The following is a 16,921-nucleotide window of genomic DNA, read 5'->3' as shown; positions in this document are numbered from 1 at the left end:
CGTCAGCTGTCCTTGCGGAGGGCGTGGGCGAGAAGGTCGAGGAAGGAGCGGTTGATGAGGCTCGATTCGGCGGGCCTGAGCGGGCGCCGGGACAGCATCGCGGCCTGCCCGTAGAGGGCTTCGGCGCTGGTCCGGGCCAGCTCGGGCTCGCCGATGGTGACGGCGGTGCGGACCAGCGGGTTGAGCTGGTTGAGGATCAGCTGGGCCCGCGGGGCCTCTTGGCGCAGGGCGCCCAGGATGTCGCCCCACACGCCGCCTTCCTGCTCACGGGCGAGCTGGGAGCGGGTCCGCTCGTGCCGGGCCTCGCGGCTGTCGACGAGGAGGGCGGGGGCGGAGGCGGGCTGGAAGGCACGCAGGGCGACATCGCAGTCGAAGACGGCAAGGGCGTCGCGGGCCTGGGCGAGGTAGGCCGCGGCGGCCAGTTCCGTCTCCCGGTCGACGGGGTCGAGGTGAGCGGTGAGGGTCGCCGGGTCGAGGTCCGCGACGTTCGCCCCGGGCCTGATCTCGGGCAGCCGGTACACCAGTTCACGGTCGTAGGTGTAGCCGCCGTTGACGACGCCGAGCCCGGCGGCCGAGGCTATCGCGGCGACCTGCCGGAACTCCTCCACGCTCGAGGTCACGAGCACGGTGCGGTGGGTGCGCGCGAACTCGTCGAGGGTGGCGTGCCCGTCGGTCGTCTCGAACGGCAGCCAGGGCAGCAGCATCCGAAGGATCTCGTCGTCGTGCACCGCGAGGGACTTCACGGCCAGGTGGTGGACCTGGAGAAAGCGGGCGAGCAGATCCGGGTCACTGGCGGCGGCCCGGGCGATCCACGCGCGCAGCCGCTCGGCGAGCGCTTCGCGGACGGCGGCGAGGGTGTCGTCCTCGTACAGGGACTCGCGGGACGCCGTCGGGCGAAGGCTCTCGGCGTCGATGACGCAGCGGACGAAGAACGCCCACTCGGGCAGGATCTCCTCGGCCTGCTCCGACAGCAGCATGCCCTTGACGTGCACGCGGTGTCCGTGGCGGCGCCCGGCCGGCACCGTCTCGGGCAGCACACAGGCGATGCCCTTCAGGCCTACGGCGGGCAGGTCCAGCTCGATGGTGTCCAGCGGCGTGAATCCGAAGACTTCCTTGCCGTAGGCGGCCAGGGCGCGCGAACGGGCTCCCGGCGTGGGATACGCACCTGCCCAGGGCGCGGGTTCGGCGTTGACCGGTACGGCCGGGCCGCTCGTGCTGTCCTCGAAGGTCACCGGATGGCGCAGAAGGGAGCCGAAGTGCCGGGCCAGCGCCTGAACCTGTACCGGCCGGGTCCACTCGCCCGCGTCGGCGCGCGGCGTCAGCGTGACGGTGGTGCCGGGCCGGGGGCGGGCGGAGGCGGGCAGGGTGCGGACGGTGTAGCTGCCGTCGCCGCGTCCCCGCCACTCCACGGTGGGTGCGTCGGGGGTGCGGGCGGAGCGGCTCAGGACATGGATCTCGTCCGCGACCAGGAAGCAGGAGAGCAGACCGATGCCGAACTGGCCGATGAAATCTGCGCGTTGCTCCGCGATCCGCTCAGCGCGCTTGCTGCTGCGGCCGATCGTGGCGAGGAAGGTGTGTACGTCGGCCTCGGTGAGACCCACGCCGTCGTCCTCGACGCGCACCACCGAACCGTCGGCGTACAGGCGGATACCGAAGGCGTCGGCCGGGGAACCCGGTTCGAGGGTGTGCCGGGCGGTCAGCGCGTCCACCGCGTTCTGCAGGAGTTCGCGCAGGTAGACGCGGGGGCTGGAGTAGAGATGGTGGGAGAGGAGGTCGACCAGGCCGCGCAGATCCACTTGGAAGGTGCGGTCGTCGCCGGCGGGGATCGAGGGGGTGTCGGGCAGTGTCATCGGACAGTCCGGAGGGGGAGAGGTGGCGGGTGGCGGACGGGACCGGGTTCGGCCTGCGCTCAGGCGCGGCGGTGGTGGCGGGCGAACTGCTTCTCGGGCTCCGCGAAGTAGGTCCAGGGCCGCCCGGTGTAGGCACCGTCGAGTGCCTGGAAGACGCGCCGGACCGTGTGGCGCTCACCTGCCAGCGACAGGGCCATGGCGAACACGCTGAAGTCGTGCTGCCAGCCAGGGCGCCGCGCGTAGGCGGGGTGGAGAATGCTGTGGTCGGCCACCTTCCGCAACTCGGCCTGGATCTCGGGGGTTTCGAGGCAGTCCGGACGATCCGACTCGACCCAGTCCTCGATGTGCGCCGTGGCGATCACACAGCCGATGCGGTGCCCCTGCGGAGCGCGGGTGAGTGCCTCCCGCGCGAACGCCAGGGCCTGGCCGGGATCACCACCCCAACGGGGCTGCAACTGCGACACCCACTCGACGTGGGTCTCCAGGTCCAGCGGGTCACGGCGCAGGGCGGCGTCGAGCCGGGCCTCGTTGACGGCGGGGCCCAGCGACATACCGCGGCCGGAGGTGAGGAGCCGGCGCCACGGCGTCACCCAGTCCGGCCGCAGCTCGGCGGCCTCGAGCAGGTGCTCCTCGCCGATGAGGAGCCGCTCACGGAAGACGCGCCACTGCTCCTGCTTGACGTTCACGGCGAGGTCGGTGGTGCGCGCCTCCCAGCCCCAACTGATGTGGCGCGTCCCGGATATCAGCAGGGCCGTCGCCCGGTGCTCCTTGTCCTCCTCGACGGCCCGGCCGATCCAGTCCTGCACACCGTCCACATCGGCGAGCTCGGCGAGGACTTGGTGGTCGCGGCCGAGATCGAATGGGGCCAGCGCCGCCTTGACCGCCGCCCAGTCACCCGCGTCGGCCGCCTCCACCAGCGCCAGCACCCGCGTGTCGCCGAGCGCGCGCAGTGTGTGCGTCCCGTTCCTGTGCCTGCGCAGCACGGGGAGAGCGTGCGGATCCGTTTCCGGTCTCTCCGCATCCCTGCCGAAAAGCTTGCCCCACATGCTGCGACCTCCCATGGTCCCGCGTGATCATTTGGTGCAGCATAAACGGCAGGACCGACACCGCTTCCACGGATTTCCACCGGCGCTTCACGGGCCCGGGCCGGCTTGGCGGGCTGCCCCATGGCCGCGACGCGGATTGCGCACTCCGATGCGGCACGCAAGCCCGCCAACCGGGCGAGGCAGCGGGCGGAACGGCATGGTGCGCGGGCCTGAAGGGGGCCGCGGCCGGAGTGGTGGCCCGGCGTCGGCAGGAGCAGGAGAGAACATGCGGGCGTCGCACCGAGAGCCTGGAGGCGCGCGAACAACTCCGGCTGATGGGCCGCGGAGGTGGTGGCGAGATCGAGGTGTACACGGTTCTTCGTCGCTGCCTTGGGTTCCGGGACGGTGACGACGTCGACGTGTATGCCGACCGGGTCCCGCCAATCGAAGCCGCCGCGTCCGACGTTGGTCTCGCCGGATGCCTCGCTATCCGGACGCGGCGGCTCTCTACAAGGCGGAGGTCGACTCCGCCCTTGAGGATGTTTGGCATGGCCGCGACGTTCCGGGAATCGGGGGCAGGGTGCACCACTTGGGGGTGACCTGGTCACATCGGGCACACGGTGCACTTCGGATCGTTCGCCGCCGCTTCCGCCAACTCGCTGCGGAACACGTCGCGACGATCCCGAAGTCCCGTCCACCAAGTGCTGCGAGAGTTCGCTTTACGCGCCGGCAGCGAGCGATGCGTGATCCGCGGCCCGTCCGCAGGGAGCTTCTGGCGACCGGAGAGCCCGTATGTGAGTCTGCTGGCGGCGCGGAGCCGCTTCCGCCAGGCTGTTTACGCCGGTATCAGGACGGTGAGCCATTCCGCTTCACGGGGCCGGTATCCGTAACGATCCATCAGCCCTGACACCGTAGCCGGGACGTGGGCTGCTCCGTAGACGATGGCCACGCGGATCGGTTCACCGCCGCGCTCCGAGTGGATCTCGCCCAGCGCGTCGAGCAATCGCCGGTCGCGCCGAACGGTCAGCGCGTGCACCACAGGATCGTCGGCCATCATCTCCGCTTGCAGCGTCGACGGCAGATCCTCGACAACCAGGTCTTCATCGAGGAAGGCGCGCGGACCGCGCAGCGCGAACACCAGGCCCATCACGGGAGCCGCGACCATGAGCAGCAGGTACGTCCACCGCGACAGCTCCTTCAGGTCCGCGACCGCCTCGGCGGCGGTCACATCCGGGTTGATGACCGGTATGCCCTCGGGAAGCAGCAGCTCGTCGCGCTGCTGCTGCAGGCCGTTGCGCCGCCGGAATGGAGCGAACCGGTACGCGAGGGTGAGGGCGCTCACCGCGGCCGATTTCCCTCGGATTCCCTCCATGACGATGAGGTCGCATTCTCTGAGCCTGAGGCGGACCTGGGAGTAGAACGTCGGCGAAGCCACATGGAGCATCGGGAAGATCACGAACTCGAGTGGCGCACCGGTCCGCCTCAGAGTGATCACGGCAGATCGGACGGCATAGCCGGTCACTTCGATGATCTGCATGATTCCCCCGCGCACCTCGCCCGATGTGCCTCGCACCCGTATCCGGACACGAGCCCGCCCAGGGCCGCGGTTCCCTCCCGGCGCAAGCCGCGCCGCTGGGCAGGGGCAAGCCGAGCGTGGGCTCCTGTGGAGCGCTGTGTCTGTGAGGGCCCTGGCTCGCACGAGTCCTACCGCCTCGCCTCCACCAGAGCCCGCGGCCGAACAGGTGAGAGAACTGCATGTCGCCCGTCTGCAGGTCCATGGCTGAACGGTGGTACGTGGGCGCCGCGCAGCGCCGTATGTAGTCGGGACCGTAGGACGTGCACAGCCGTCCGGTCGTGTCCGCGGTGTGGACGGGGCTCTGGTAGAAGCTGTCGGTGCCGTCCCCGGTACGCCGGTCGCACCACCAGGGCTGGTGTCCCCGGTACGCCGGTCGCACCACCAGGGCCGGTACAGCACCTCCGCCAGGTCGGGGCGGGTACGCACGATCTCGTTGTGCACGGTGACCGAGCTGACAATGCAGCTGAGTCCGCCGGACTTTGCCGGGCGAACGCACAGCAGCGCGACGAGATCGTTCGGGTCGGCGTGGTAGCCGAGTTGCCCGTTGCGCTGGTAGCTGCGACTCGTTGAGCCCGACGGGTCGACGCCGAGGGCTCGCACGTGCTGCACGTGCTTGCCTTCCATCTGTGGGACAGTGCGGCCGATGTGACGGCTGTCCCCCCGTCCGGCGGGACGGGGGGACAGCCTTGCCGCGTGTGTCGAGTGTCGTGTGTCGCGGACTGCGGTCCGCGGCCCCTGTCATCAGGCCAGCGTGACCTCCACCGGCAGCTTCTTGATGCCGTTGACGAAGTTGGACAGGACTCGGGGTGCCTCGCCCGCCAGCTTGATGTCGGCGATCCTCGGGATCAGCTCCTCGAACATGATGCGGATCTCGGTGCGGGCGAGCAGGTTGCCCAGGCACAGGTGAGGGCTGCCCTTGCCGAAGGTGATGTGGTCGTTGTTCGTACGCGTGACGTCGAAGTCGTACGGGTTGCCGAAGACCTCCTCGTCACGGTTGCCGGAGGCGAACCACATCACCACCTTGTCGCCCTCCTTGACGCGCTTGCCGCCGAGTTCGACGTCCCTGGTGGCGGTGCGGCGGAAGTGGTAGACGGGGGAGGCCCAGCGCAGGAACTCCTCGACCGCGGCGGGGATCAGGGACGGATCGTCCTTGAGGCGGGCCAGCTGCTCGGGGTGCTGGAGGAGGGCCAGCATGGAGTGGGAGATGGTGTGGCGGGTGGTCTCGTTGCCGGCGACGACCAGAAGCAGGAAGTAATTGTCGAAGTCCTGCGGGGAGAGCGGGACTCCGTCGCGCGGGGTGGTGTTGACCAGCTTGGAGACCAGGTCCGTACCGTTGCCGCCGCGGCGCTGCCGGGCCAGCTCACGGCCGTACTCGAACACCTCCAGGGAGGCGGGTGAACGGAACGGCAGATCGCGGTACTTGTCGCTCTCGGCGCTGTGCAGCAGCACGTCCGCGTAGTCGGGGTCGGTGTTGCCGATGATGCGGTTGCCCCAGTCGATGAGCTGCTGGTTGTCCTCCGGCGGCACGTCGAGGAGACGGGCGAGGACGTTGATGGGGAAGTCGGCGGAGACGTCGGCGACGAAGTCGAAGGTGCCCTTGGCCAGGGCCGCGTCCAGGGTCTTCGCGGTCAGGCCGCGCAGGAAGTCGCCGTAGCTGTTGATGACGCTCGCGCCGAACTGGCGCTGGATGACGCTGCGCAGCGCGCGGTGGCGGACACCGTCCAATTCCAGGATGGACGCGCGCTTCTTGATCTGGTCGTCGTCGAGTTCCTCGAGGTTGACGAACCTCGTGGAGGTGAAGGTCTCCGCGTCGCGGTCCACGGTGGCGATGTCCGCATGCCGAGTGACCGCCCAGAAGCCGGAGTTGGGGGCGTCCTCGGGCTGCCAGCGCACCGGGTCCTCGTGGCGCAGGGTGTGGAACATGCGCCACGGCTTGATGCCGTCGGCGAAGTTGTCGAGGTTCGCGAGGTCGACCTGGTCGAGCGGCAGGGGCTCGGCGAGGGCCGCGCGCAGTTCGGCCTGGGTGGTGGGGGTGGCGGGAACGGTGGGACTGGTGGTCATGGGGGATCTCCTGGGCGGGGCTTCGAGCGGTTACAGGTGGTAGGCGTATTCGGTGAATTCCCAGTCGGTGACGTGCCGCCCGAAGCGTGCGACCTCGTCGCGCTTGTAGGTGAGGAAGGACGTCGTGAAGTCCTTGCCTAGGATCTCGGTCAGGGTGGTGTCCGCCTCCAGCGCGTCCAGCGCGGCGGCCAGGCTCGTGGGCAGCAGGGCGGACCGTGCGGTGTCGTAGCCGTAGCCCTCCAGTGGAGCCTCCGGCTCCTCGCCGGCCCGGACGCCGAGCAGCGCGGCGGCGATGATTCCGGCGATCAGCAGGTAGGGGTTGGCGCTGGCGTCGCCGAGCCGCACCTCCAGGCGCGCACCGGAGCCGCGCTCCGGCGGGATGCGGACCATGGCGCTGCGGTTGTCGAGCCCCCAGTCGATCAGCCAGGGCGCGAGGGTGTCGGGTCCGAAGCGTTTGTACGAGTTGACGGTGGGGTTGGCGAGGGCCGCCAGCGCGGGGGCGTGGGCGAGGACGCCCGCGATGGCGTGGCGGGCGGTGGCGGAGAGGCCGTACGCGCCTGAGGGGTCGTCGAAGGCGTTGCGGCCCTCGGAGTCCTCGCAGGAGAGATGGAGGTGGAAGCCGGAGCCGCCTGCGTCGCCGAAGGGCTTGGCCATAAAGGTGGCGAGGTTGCCCTCCTGGCGCGCCAGTTCCTTGACGGCGGCCTTGAAACGGAAGGCGCGGTCGGCGGCGTCCAGGGCCGCGGAGTGCGTCAGGTTGATCTCGTACTGGCCGCCGTCGAACTCGTGGTTGCCGGTGATGACGCCGAGGCCCAGGTCGCGCAGGTGGCGCAGGGTGCGCAGCAGATGGTTGTGCGGGTCGGCACGCAGCCCGGCGGTGTAGACGGCGCCGGTGGTCTGCGGGGCGCGGCGCCAGCCGGTGGGGGTGCCGGGGGCGGGCTCCAGCAGGAAGTACTCCAGCTCGGGACCGACGACGGGGCGCAGTCCCTGCTCGGCGCACCGGGCCAGGACGGTGCGCAGCAGGTCGCGCGGTGATTCGGGGGCGGGGGCCGAGGTCGCCGGGTCGGTGACCTCGCCCAGGCAGGTCGCGACCCCGGGCTCCCAGGGCAGTACGGCCGCTGTCGACAGGTCGGGGCGTACGGACACGTCGGGCAGGCCGGCGGCCAGGCCGCCCGCCACCGGGACCACGTCGCCCTGGGGCGTGGTGTGGTAGACGGCGCGGCAGAAGGCCAGGCCGTGCTCGCAGGCCGACGGCAGGTGGTCGAGCAGGACGTCACGGGCGCGGTCGGTGCCGATCAGGTCGGGATAGACGACCCGGACCACGTCGACGCCCTCGGCGGCGAGCCGCTCCATGTGCCGGCGGATGTCTGGGGTGTCGGATGCGCTCACCGTTGTCTCCTTGGCGGAAGGGTGGGGGTGTCCCCGTGGCCTGAGGCTCTGGGGATACGTGGTGTGCAGGGGACGGGAGGCGGGGTGCGGGAAGGAGAGGCGGACCCCGAGCCAGTCGTTTGAGTCCGAACGGTATGAGCGCGTTCCAGGTCCCGCAAGAGGGTGGCGGTAAGAATTTATCCACCTGGACAGGTATTGACCAGGGCCGAGCCGCTTCCTATGTTGTTTGAAGCCAAACGAGTCAGGGGTGCGGTTCCGCACCCCTTTGGCCGAGGGGCCCGGTCCGACACCGGTCGGGCCCCTCTCGTTCCCCTTCTCTCCCTGCTCCGACGCCCGCATCCTCAGGAGGACCGGCCATGAAGGTCGTCGTCGACATGATCAAGTGCCAGGACCACGGCCAGTGCGTCTTCGCGGCCCCCGACGTCTTCTCGATGGACGACGACGGCCACCTCGTGTACGTCACCGACGCGGACGACGCGCTGCGCGACGAGGTCGAGGAAGCCGCCGACGTGTGCCCGCTCCAGGCCATCCGGATCGAGGGCTGATCCCGATGACCGCACGCGTAGTCGTCGCGGGCGCCTCGATGGGCGGCCTGCGCGCCGCCGAGCAACTGCGCGCGGCGGGGTGGACCGGCGCCGTCACGGTCGTCGGCGACGAGCCGCACATGCCCTACAACAGGCCTCCGCTCTCCAAGGAAGTCCTCGCGGGCAAGGCGTCGTTCGAGTCCCTCGCCTTCACTCCGAAGGCGGCCGCCGCCGATGTCGAATGGCGGCTCGGAACGCGGATCGCGACGGCCCGCCTCGACGAACGCGTAGTCGAACTCGCCGACGGCGAGCGGCTGTCGTACGACGGACTGGTCGTCGCCACCGGAATGCGCCCCCGTCGGCTGCGCTGCCCCGGACCGCTCGTCGGGCGCCACACGGTCCGCACCCTCGCCGACGCCCAGATCCTGCGCGACGCGCTGATCCGGCCCGGGGCACGAGTGGTGGTCGTCGGTGCCGGATTCATCGGTTGCGAGGTCGCCGCCACCGCCGTCGGGCTCGGAGCGGGACAGGTCACGGTCGTCGACCCGATGCCGCTCCCCATGGCCGGCCCGCTCGGTGACCTGCTGGGCCGCGCGCTGCGGAAGCGGCACGAGGAACGCGGAGTGCACTTCGCGCTCGGCACAGGAGTCGCCGGATTCGAGGGTGGCGAACGCGTCACCGGAGTCGTCCTCGGCGACGGCACGGTCCTGCCGGCCGACGTGGTCGTGGAGTCGGTCGGCTCGGTCGCCAACACCGAGTGGCTGGACGGCAACGGACTCGACCTCTCCGACGGCGTCCTCACCGATGAGCAGTTGCGGGTCGGCGGACGATCCGAGATCGTCGCGGTCGGCGACGTCGCCCGCTTCCCCAACGCCCGCTACGACGGCGTACCCCGCCGCGTCGAGCACTGGTCCATCCCGACCGACACCGCCAAGCACGCCGCGAAGGTCCTCGCCGCCCATCTCGCGGGCACCGAAGCCGAGTTGGCGGCCTTCGCGCCGCTGCCCACCTTCTGGAGCGACCAGCACGAGTTCCGGCTCCAGTCCTTCGGCTCGCCCCTGCTCGGCAAGGACGACGTGCGGATCCTGGACGGCGACCCGGAGAGCGATGTCGTGGTCGGGTACCACGCCGGCGACCTGCTGGTCGGCGTCGTGGCCCTCGGCGGCCAGGCAGCCGCGATGCGTGCCGCGCGCTACCGCGCCCAGCTGCTGAAGCAGCCCGCCCTCACCGCGTAACGAAGCGTAAGGAATCCCCGCTATGTCCCCTGTCCGTGGCTACTTCCACCCCAAGACGGCCGGCGGCACCTCGTCGCTCATCCCGTCCCCGCCGTGGCACTACTCCGGCGACCTGCTCACCGTCGAGTACCGCACCGATCCCGCACGAGTGCGCGAACTGCTCCCCGAACCACTGGAGTTGGCGGACGAGGATCCCGGCGCGGTCGCGATGATCTGGGCCGACTGGCAGTCCTGTTCCGGCTCCGCCGAGGAACTGCTCGACCCGGTCCGCGCCCAGTACAAGGAGGCGTTCGCGGTCGTCCGCTGCAAGTACCGGGGGCAGACCTACACCCGCTGTGTGTACATCTGGGTCGACAAGGACTTCGCCATCGCCCGCGGACTGCACCAGGGTTACCCGAAGAAGCTCGGGTCGATCCACCAGACCAGGCCGCACCCGTACGGTCCGGCGCCGCGCGTCGAGGCCGGCGCCCGGTTCGGTGCCACCCTCGCCGCCGCCGACCGGCGCCTCGCCCAGGCGGTGGTCACCCTGCGGGAGCCGTCACCGACCAACGGGTTCGTCAACGGCCACCCCATGGCCCATCACCGCTGGCTTCCTTCCATCGAAAAGGGCAAGGGCCTCGCGCTCGACGAACTGATCGAGACGGGCGCGGCCTCCTTCGAGGGCGGACAGCCCTGGGTCGGTGACGCCGAGCTGGAGCTGTTCGAGGCACCCACCGAAGAGCTGGCCCGACTGGAGATCCGCGAACCGATCGCCGCCTACTACCGGCAGGTCGGTGTCGTCTGGGACGGCGGGCGCCTGCTGGAGTCCGGCACCTCCGGCGCCGAGTAACCCCCCTACACACCACAGGACTTGGAGTCCGGACATGACCGAGCACACCCTCACGGTGGCCGGGGTCGCCGTCGACACCCGGCACTGGATAGGCGGCCGACGCGTCGCCTCTGCCGAGACGTTCACCGATGTCTCACCGATCGATGGAAGCGCCCTCGGGGAGATATCCCGCGGCAGCGAGGTGGAGGCGGCGGCAGCCGTGGCCGCCGCCAAGGCCGCCTTCCCCGCGTGGGCCGCCACCTCCCGCGCCGAACGCGCCCGCATCCTCCACGCCGTCGCCGACGGCGTGGAGAAGCGGATCGAGGAACTGGCGATCGTCGAAACCACCGACAACGGCGCCCTGTTGCGCTCGCACCGCCGTGGAGTGATGCCGCGCGTCGCCCACAACTTCCGCTTCTTCGCCGACTGGCTCGTGAAGCTGGACCACGAGGACTTCGAGACCCGCGGCCACACCAATCACGTCAGCTGGGACCCGGCGGGCCCCTCGGTGCTGATCACCCCGTGGAACGCCCCGTTGATGCTGTCGACCTGGAAGGTCGCCCCGGCCCTCGCGGCCGGCAACACGGTCGTCCTCAAGCCCGCCGAGTGGACCCCGCTGACCGCCTCGCTGCTCGCGGACATCGCCGCCGAGGCCGGACTGCCCGCCGGTGTCCTCAACATCGTCCAGGGGTACGGCTCCGAGGTCGGCGACGCCCTGACCTCGCACCCCGACGTGCGCCGGATCAGCTTCACCGGTTCCGTGCCGACGGCGCAGCGGATCACGCAGTCGGCGGCCTCCAATCTCACCCCGCTCAGCCTCGAACTCGGCGGCAAGTCACCCCTGTTGGTCTTCGCGGACGCCGACCTGGACCTCGCCGTCGACCTCGCGGTCGAGCAGTACGACAACGCGGGCCAGGTCTGCCTCGCCGCCACCCGCATCCTGGTCGAGGAGACGGTCGCCGGGGAGTTCACACGCCGCTTCGCCGAGAAGGCCGCGACGATCGTGCAGGGCGACCCGCGCGACGAGGCCACCGACATCGGCCCGAACATCCACGAGCGCCAGCTCGAGAAGATCGACGGATTCGTGCGGCGCGCGGTCGACGCGGGCGCCCGCGCAGTCATCGGCGGCCACCGCGGCGACGGCCAGTACTACGCGCCGACCCTCCTCACCGACGTCGCCCAGGACTCCGAGATCGTCCAGGAAGAGGTCTTCGGCCCCGTCCTGACCCTCCAGACCTTCGCCACCGAGGACGAGGCGGTCCGGCTCGCCAACGACACCCGCTTCGGGCTCGCCGCCACCGTCGCCACCGGCGACCGGGAACGCGCCGCACGCGTCACCGGGCGACTCGTGGCCGGGACGGTCTGGGTCAACTGCTTCTTCGTACGCGACCTCCAGGCGCCCTTCGGCGGCTCCCGGCACTCCGGCGTCGGCCGCGAGGGCGGCACCTGGAGTTTCGACTTCTACTGCGACCTGAAGAACACCGTGACCGCGCCGAAGGGATGGAAGGACCATGGGTGAGATCGTCGGGGCGGGGCTGCTCGCCCACGTCCCCACCATCGTGCTGCCGGAGCAGACCCGGCTGGAGCTCAACGGGGGCAGGGAGATCACCCTCGTCACCGGTCTGGAGCAGCTCCGCAGGGAGGTCTTCGAACGCGACGACTACGACACCGTTGTGGTCCTCGACTCGCACTGGGCGACCACCGTCGAGTTCGTCGTCACCGCACAGCCGCGCCGGGCCGGCCTGTTCACCTCCGAGGAACTGCCGCGCGGCATGTGCCGGATGCCGTACGACTTCCCCGGCGACCCCGAACTCGCGGACAACATCGCCAAGTTCGCGGACAAGCACGGCACCTGGATCACCGCGATCGACGACGCCTACCTGCCGGTCTACTACGCCACCATCAACCTCTGGAAGTTCCTGGGGGAGGGGCTGCCCGACAAGCGGTGGGTCACCATCGGGGTGTGCCAGACCGGTGACATGGAGGACCATCTGCGGCTCGGGCGCGCCCTCGCCGACGGCATCGCCGCCACCCCTGGCCGCCGGGTGCTGATCATCGCCTCGGGCGCCCTCTCGCACACCTTCTGGCCGCTGCGCGAACTGCGCGACCATGAGTCCGGCGACCCGGCGCACATCTTCACCCCCGAGGCGCGCGAGGCCGACCAGGAGCGCATCGCCTGGTTCAAGGAGGGCCGCCACGACAAGGTCCTCGACACCATGGACGAGTTCTGGAAGTACAAGCCCGAGGCGAAGTTCTTCCACTACCTGATGATGGCCGGCGCCCTCGGTGAACAGGCCTGCGTCGCGAAGGCCCGCCAGTACGGCGAGTACGAGAACTCGATCGGCACCGGCCAGGTCCACCTCTGGTTCGACCGCCCGGCCGACGGCTGGACCGGCGCGGGAGCACCCGCGGCCGCCGCACCCCACAACCCGCACCGACGTTCCTAGGAAGCCGCCATGCCCGAATACCGCCGCATCCTCCTCGACGGCGCCGCCGTCCAGGTCACCGTCGACGGGGACGAACTCGTCGCCGGTGACGGCCGCCGCGTCAAGACCGAGGAGGCCCAGCACCTGCCCCCGGTCGTGCCCTCCAAGGTGATCGCCGTCCACCTCAACCACCGCAGCCGCGTGGACGAGTTCGGGATCGAACTCCCGCCCACTCCCACGTACTTCCACAAGCCGACCTCGTCCCTCAACTCCCACAAGGGTGCCATCGTCCGCCCCGAGGGCTGCAGTTGGCTCAACTACGAGGGCGAGGTGGCCATCGTCATCGGCAGGACGGCACGGAACATCTCCCCGGCCGACGCGGGGGAGTACATCGCGGGCTACACCGTCGCCAACGACTACGGACTGCACGACTTCCGGGACACCGACGCCGGCTCCATGCTCCGCGTCAAGGGCTCCGACACCCTCTGCCCGCTCGGCCCCGGCCTGGTGACCGACTGGGACTTCCGCGGCAAGACCCTGCGCACGTACGTCAACGGCGAGGTGGTGCAGGACGGTTCGACCGACGAGATGCAGTGGGACATGCACTACCTCGTCGCCGACATCGCCCGCACCATCACCCTCCACCCCGGCGACGTCCTGCTGTCCGGCACCCCGGCCAACTCCCGCCCCGTACAGCCCGGTGACGTCGTCGAGGTCGAGGTCGAGGGACTGGGGCGGCTCACCAACCACATCGTGACCGGCCCGACCCCGATCCGCACCGACGTCGGCGCCCAGCCCACCGCGTCCGAAGAGGTCCTGTCCACCGCACTCGGCGGCGACTGGGAGTTCCGCGGCATCCGTCCGCCCCGGCGCTGATGCCGGCCACGCGAGGGCGCCATGGCGGACAGGACGGCGCGAGCCGCCCGGCAGGCCGTTCCGGCACCCACCGCGCGGAGCCCGGCACGGGCACACCCACGAGGTCCGTGCCGGGCCGCTCCGGGCCCCGTGAGCAGGCGGGTAGGGTCGCAGCCATGACCGAATCCGCCGAGACTCCCGAGAGCCGTAAGCCGCGTCGGCGGATGAACTACGGGGAGGGCCGGGAAGCCCTGCTCAACGCCGCCGTGCGGGTCGTGGCCCGGGGCGGCCTGCGCCGGCTCACCTACCGGGCGGTGGCCGAAGAGGCGGGCACCACGCACGGGCTGGTCGTCCACCACTTCGGCTCGCGGGACGCTCTCATCGAGGAGGCGGTCGCCCACGCGATCCGGACCTCCCTGAACACCAGCGCGCTCGAACCCGGCACCGGCAAGGTCGAGGAGTTCTCGGTGGGCGTCTCCGAGATGGTCACAGCCGATCCGGACACCCAGGCGTTCCAGTACGAGCTGCTGCTGGAGGCCAGGCGCCGCCCCGAACTGCTCCCGCACCTACGCGCGTTGTACGACGAGTACTTCGACGCCACCGGGCGGGAGCTGTCCCGCATCCTGCCCGAAGGTGCCGGGCAGCCGCTCACCCGGCTCGTCTTCGCCGCCCTCGACGGCCTGGTTCTGCACCAGCTCGTCTTCGGCGGCCCCGAGACCACCGACGGCGCCATCGAGGAGCTCCGCTCGCTGCTCCGGCTGCTCGAAGCCCAGCAGAGCAGCGATGCCAAGGGCCGCGACTGACGGTCTGACCTGCGTGTTCCAAGGCCCTGGACGTCCGCCGTCCGGGGCCTGCCGCGTCCGGGGCGGGGAAACCGGACTCAGCCCCTTGTCAAACGGATAGTTCCAGCCCAGTATGAGGCAACTCGTTTGGCCTGAAACGAATCCCTCTTTCCTCTCTGGCAGGTGATCCGAGTGGACAGTCAGACCGCGGTCGTGAACCAGACCGTGCCCGACGCCCCCACGGCAGGCAAGCTCAAGCCCAACTCGCTCGGCGTCTTGGGCATCCTCTTCTTCGTCCTCTCCGCCCAGGCGCCGCTCACCGGCGTCGCGGGCGCCGTCCCCATCGCCGTCGCCCTCGGCAACGGCCCGGGGGCACCCGCCACCTACGTGGCGGCGGGCCTGATCACGCTGCTCTTCTCCGTCGGCTTCGTGGCGATGGGCCGGCACGTCGTGGACGCCGGCGCGTTCTACACGTACATCGGCAAGGGGCTCGGCCGGACGATCGGTACCGGCAGCGCGGGTGTCGCGCTGTTCGCCTACTGCGCGATCCAGGCCGCCATGTACGGCCTGTACGGCGCGACCGTCAACGGCCTGCTCGCGCACTACACCGGGATGGACGTGCCCTGGTGGGCGTGCGCCCTGGTCACGATGGTGATCGTCCAGGTGCTCGGAAGCGCGGGCATCGAGATGGGCGCGAAGGTGCTGGCGGTCTTCGTCCTGGCGGAGTTCAGCATCCTGAGCGTCTTCGCACTGGTCACCCTCTTCAAGGGCGGCGGGCCCGAGGGGCTGGGCTTCACGCAGTCCTTCTCGCCGGCCGAGGCGTTCCAGGGTGCCCCGGGCGTGGCGCTCATGTTCGCCGTCGCATCGATGATCGGCTTCGAGGCCACCGCGATCTACGGCGAGGAGGCGCGCGAACCCCGCAAGACGGTCCCGCGGGCCACCTACACGGCCGTCGCCGTCGTTACCGGCTTCTTCGGCTTCGCCTCCTGGATGCTGGTCTCCTCCTACGGTGCGTCCAAGGCGCCCGAGGCGGCGGGCAAGGCCCTGGAGAGCGGTGACTCGACGGGCTTCGTCTTCGCGCCCATCGCCGACCTCCTCGGCACCTGGGTCAACGACGTCCTGCCCGTCCTGCTGGCCACCTCCCTCTTCGCAGGCATCCTCGCCTTCCACAACTCCGCCAACCGCTACCTGTTCTCGCTCAGCCGCGACGGACTGCTGCCCCGCAAGCTGTCGTCGATCAACCGCCGCCATTCGCCCAGCGTGGCCGGTCTGGTCCAGACGGCCATCGCGGTCCTGCTCGTCCTCCCGTTCGCGCTGGCCGGAAAGGACCCGGTGCTGACCCTGTTCTCCTGGGGCAGCGGCGTGGCCGTCCTCGGCATCATGCTGCTGTACTTGCTGACGTCGGTCTCCGTGGTCGTCTTCTTCCGCCGCGAACGCCTGGACACCCGGCCGTGGAACACCCTGATCGCCCCGTCCCTGGGGGCCCTCGGTGTGGCCGGAGCGATCTGGCTGATCGTCGAGAACTTCACCACGCTCATCGGAGGCGAGAGCGGCACCGCCCTCGTGCTCGAGCTCACCGTCCCGGTCGTCCTCGCCCTGGGCGTCATGGCGGCACGGCTCACCCGCGACAAAGCCGGCGCCGCCGGCGGCTGACGCACGCCGGGCCGCTCAGCCGGCCCGGTCCGCCAGCTGGCCGAGGAACCCGTCGACCAGGCGGCGGGCGTTCGTCCGGGCCATGGGTTCCATGGCCCGGCTCCGCGCCAGCAGCTCGCCGGGGTCCACGCCGTGGCGGACGCACTGCTCCGCGCCGCCGGACTCGATCCAGCCGCGCACCATCGCGGTGGTGATCTCCGGATGGAACTGCACCCCCAGGCCGTAGGCGGTCCGGAACGCCTGGACGCAGACCTCGTTGCGGGCCACCTCCTTGGCGCCCGGCGGCAGAACGCAGCAGTCGAAGTGCCACTGGAACCAAGGGCCCGGTCCCACCAGGGACGCGTCGTCCGTATCGACCTCGACCCAGCCGATCTCCGGGCGCGGCGACGCCTCCACCTGGCCACCGAGCGCGGTGGCCAGCGCCTGGGCGCCGAAACAGACCCCCAGCACCGGGACGCCGAGGTGGTGGGCCTCGCGCAGGAGCGCCAGTTCGCCGTCGATCCAGGAGCCCACGGCCGTACGGTCGTACACCGACCACGGGGCGCCGAGCGACACGATCAGGTCCCAGGCGCCGGCGTCGGGGAAGTCGAACGCCACGTTCGGCGCATGGTGGCGGTCCTCGGGCACGACCGTCATGACGCTGAGGTCGTATCCGCGCTTCTGAAGCCGTGCTCCGATCAGCCCAGGCTCCGTCACATGGTCGTGCTGGACGACGAGTGCGCGCACGGTGGCGCTCCCTT

Annotated in this window: 14 protein-coding genes and 2 pseudogenes; 8 read left to right on the top strand and 8 right to left on the bottom strand. The window is 70.5% G+C overall.

Features of this window, described 5'->3' with window-relative positions; all coding sequences use genetic code 11:
* Positions 1 to 2: 2 nt before the first annotated feature.
* The 7 genes and pseudogenes from ACWD68_RS01710 to ACWD68_RS01680 all read right to left on the bottom strand — a co-directional run bounded on the left by ACWD68_RS01710 (position 3) and on the right by ACWD68_RS01680 (position 7,898).
* Complete coding sequence (locus ACWD68_RS01710; protein WP_451804468.1) at positions 3 to 1,850, bottom strand: HSP90 family protein; 1,848 nt, start codon at positions 1,848 to 1,850, stop codon at positions 3 to 5.
* A gap of 59 nt (positions 1,851 to 1,909) precedes the next feature.
* A complete protein-coding gene (locus ACWD68_RS01705) occupies positions 1,910 to 2,896 on the bottom strand; it encodes a hypothetical protein (RefSeq protein ID WP_451804467.1) in 987 nt (328 codons plus the stop codon).
* Between the two features lie 266 nt (positions 2,897 to 3,162).
* Positions 3,163 to 3,330, bottom strand: a pseudogene (locus ACWD68_RS01700) (VOC family protein); the annotation flags it as partial.
* Positions 3,331 to 3,710: 380 nt separating this feature from the next.
* A complete protein-coding gene (locus ACWD68_RS01695) occupies positions 3,711 to 4,412 on the bottom strand; it encodes a hypothetical protein (RefSeq protein ID WP_451804685.1) in 702 nt (233 codons plus the stop codon).
* 228 nt (positions 4,413 to 4,640) lie between these two features.
* Positions 4,641 to 5,075 (bottom strand): annotated as a pseudogene (locus ACWD68_RS01690) (TauD/TfdA family dioxygenase); the annotation flags it as partial.
* 117 nt (positions 5,076 to 5,192) lie between these two features.
* On the bottom strand, positions 5,193 to 6,512 hold the full coding sequence (locus ACWD68_RS01685; RefSeq protein WP_451804466.1) for a cytochrome P450: 1,320 nt from the start codon (positions 6,510 to 6,512) through the stop codon (positions 5,193 to 5,195).
* 30 nt (positions 6,513 to 6,542) lie between these two features.
* On the bottom strand, positions 6,543 to 7,898 hold the full coding sequence (locus ACWD68_RS01680; RefSeq protein WP_451804465.1) for a glutamine synthetase family protein: 1,356 nt from the start codon (positions 7,896 to 7,898) through the stop codon (positions 6,543 to 6,545).
* A gap of 356 nt (positions 7,899 to 8,254) precedes the next feature.
* Here ACWD68_RS01680 and ACWD68_RS01675 point away from each other — a divergent pair, with 356 nt between their 5' ends.
* From ACWD68_RS01675 to ACWD68_RS01640, 8 genes are all read left to right on the top strand, one after another.
* Positions 8,255 to 8,443, top strand: coding sequence for a ferredoxin (locus ACWD68_RS01675; RefSeq protein ID WP_451804464.1), 189 nt, complete (start codon positions 8,255 to 8,257; stop codon positions 8,441 to 8,443).
* A gap of 5 nt (positions 8,444 to 8,448) precedes the next feature.
* Positions 8,449 to 9,657, top strand: a complete 1,209-nt coding sequence (locus tag ACWD68_RS01670; RefSeq protein ID WP_451804463.1) for an NAD(P)/FAD-dependent oxidoreductase — start codon at positions 8,449 to 8,451, stop codon at positions 9,655 to 9,657.
* Positions 9,658 to 9,679: 22 nt separating this feature from the next.
* A complete protein-coding gene (locus ACWD68_RS01665; RefSeq protein WP_451804462.1) occupies positions 9,680 to 10,486 on the top strand; it encodes an acetoacetate decarboxylase family protein in 807 nt (268 codons plus the stop codon).
* 34 nt (positions 10,487 to 10,520) lie between these two features.
* Positions 10,521 to 11,984, top strand: a complete 1,464-nt coding sequence (locus ACWD68_RS01660; RefSeq protein WP_451804461.1) for an aldehyde dehydrogenase — start codon at positions 10,521 to 10,523, stop codon at positions 11,982 to 11,984.
* Complete coding sequence (locus ACWD68_RS01655) at positions 11,977 to 12,912, top strand: 3,4-dihydroxyphenylacetate 2,3-dioxygenase (RefSeq protein WP_451804460.1); 936 nt, start codon at positions 11,977 to 11,979, stop codon at positions 12,910 to 12,912. The genes ACWD68_RS01660 and ACWD68_RS01655 overlap by 8 nt, the downstream gene beginning before the upstream one ends.
* Positions 12,913 to 12,921: 9 nt before the next feature.
* A complete protein-coding gene (locus ACWD68_RS01650; protein WP_451804459.1) occupies positions 12,922 to 13,767 on the top strand; it encodes a fumarylacetoacetate hydrolase family protein in 846 nt (281 codons plus the stop codon).
* 155 nt (positions 13,768 to 13,922) lie between these two features.
* Positions 13,923 to 14,549 carry a TetR/AcrR family transcriptional regulator gene (locus tag ACWD68_RS01645; protein ID WP_451804458.1) on the top strand — a complete coding sequence of 209 codons (627 nt, stop codon included), beginning with the start codon at positions 13,923 to 13,925 and terminating at the stop codon, positions 14,547 to 14,549.
* 171 nt (positions 14,550 to 14,720) lie between these two features.
* Complete coding sequence (locus ACWD68_RS01640; RefSeq protein WP_451804457.1) at positions 14,721 to 16,181, top strand: APC family permease; 1,461 nt, start codon at positions 14,721 to 14,723, stop codon at positions 16,179 to 16,181.
* A gap of 15 nt (positions 16,182 to 16,196) precedes the next feature.
* Here ACWD68_RS01640 and ACWD68_RS01635 read toward each other — a convergent pair whose 3' ends face one another.
* Positions 16,197 to 16,907 (bottom strand): type 1 glutamine amidotransferase, encoded by a 711-nt coding sequence (locus ACWD68_RS01635; RefSeq protein ID WP_451804456.1) that lies wholly within the window; start codon positions 16,905 to 16,907, stop codon positions 16,197 to 16,199.
* Positions 16,908 to 16,921: the final 14 nt, after the last annotated feature.

The sequence above is a fragment of the Streptomyces sp. NPDC005141 genome (assembly GCF_053599975.1).
The sequence above is the reverse complement of the archived record's forward strand: the minus strand, read 5'-3'. Positions and strand labels throughout refer to the sequence as shown.

What these genes read in the sequence shown, in the direction of transcription:
- ACWD68_RS01710 (WP_451804468.1), bottom strand. Translation starts at nt 1,850, where the DNA reads ATGACACTGCCCGACACCCCCTCGATCCCCGCCGGCGACGACCGCACC.
- ACWD68_RS01705 (WP_451804467.1), bottom strand. Translation starts at nt 2,896, where the DNA reads ATGTGGGGCAAGCTTTTCGGCAGGGATGCGGAGAGACCGGAAACGGAT.
- ACWD68_RS01695 (WP_451804685.1), bottom strand. Translation starts at nt 4,412, where the DNA reads ATGCAGATCATCGAAGTGACCGGCTATGCCGTCCGATCTGCCGTGATC.
- ACWD68_RS01685 (WP_451804466.1), bottom strand. Translation starts at nt 6,512, where the DNA reads ATGACCACCAGTCCCACCGTTCCCGCCACCCCCACCACCCAGGCCGAA.
- ACWD68_RS01675 (WP_451804464.1), top strand. Translation starts at nt 8,255, where the DNA reads ATGAAGGTCGTCGTCGACATGATCAAGTGCCAGGACCACGGCCAGTGC.
- ACWD68_RS01670 (WP_451804463.1), top strand. Translation starts at nt 8,449, where the DNA reads ATGACCGCACGCGTAGTCGTCGCGGGCGCCTCGATGGGCGGCCTGCGC.
- ACWD68_RS01665 (WP_451804462.1), top strand. Translation starts at nt 9,680, where the DNA reads ATGTCCCCTGTCCGTGGCTACTTCCACCCCAAGACGGCCGGCGGCACC.
- ACWD68_RS01660 (WP_451804461.1), top strand. Translation starts at nt 10,521, where the DNA reads ATGACCGAGCACACCCTCACGGTGGCCGGGGTCGCCGTCGACACCCGG.
- ACWD68_RS01655 (WP_451804460.1), top strand. Translation starts at nt 11,977, where the DNA reads ATGGGTGAGATCGTCGGGGCGGGGCTGCTCGCCCACGTCCCCACCATC.
- ACWD68_RS01650 (WP_451804459.1), top strand. Translation starts at nt 12,922, where the DNA reads ATGCCCGAATACCGCCGCATCCTCCTCGACGGCGCCGCCGTCCAGGTC.
- ACWD68_RS01645 (WP_451804458.1), top strand. Translation starts at nt 13,923, where the DNA reads ATGACCGAATCCGCCGAGACTCCCGAGAGCCGTAAGCCGCGTCGGCGG.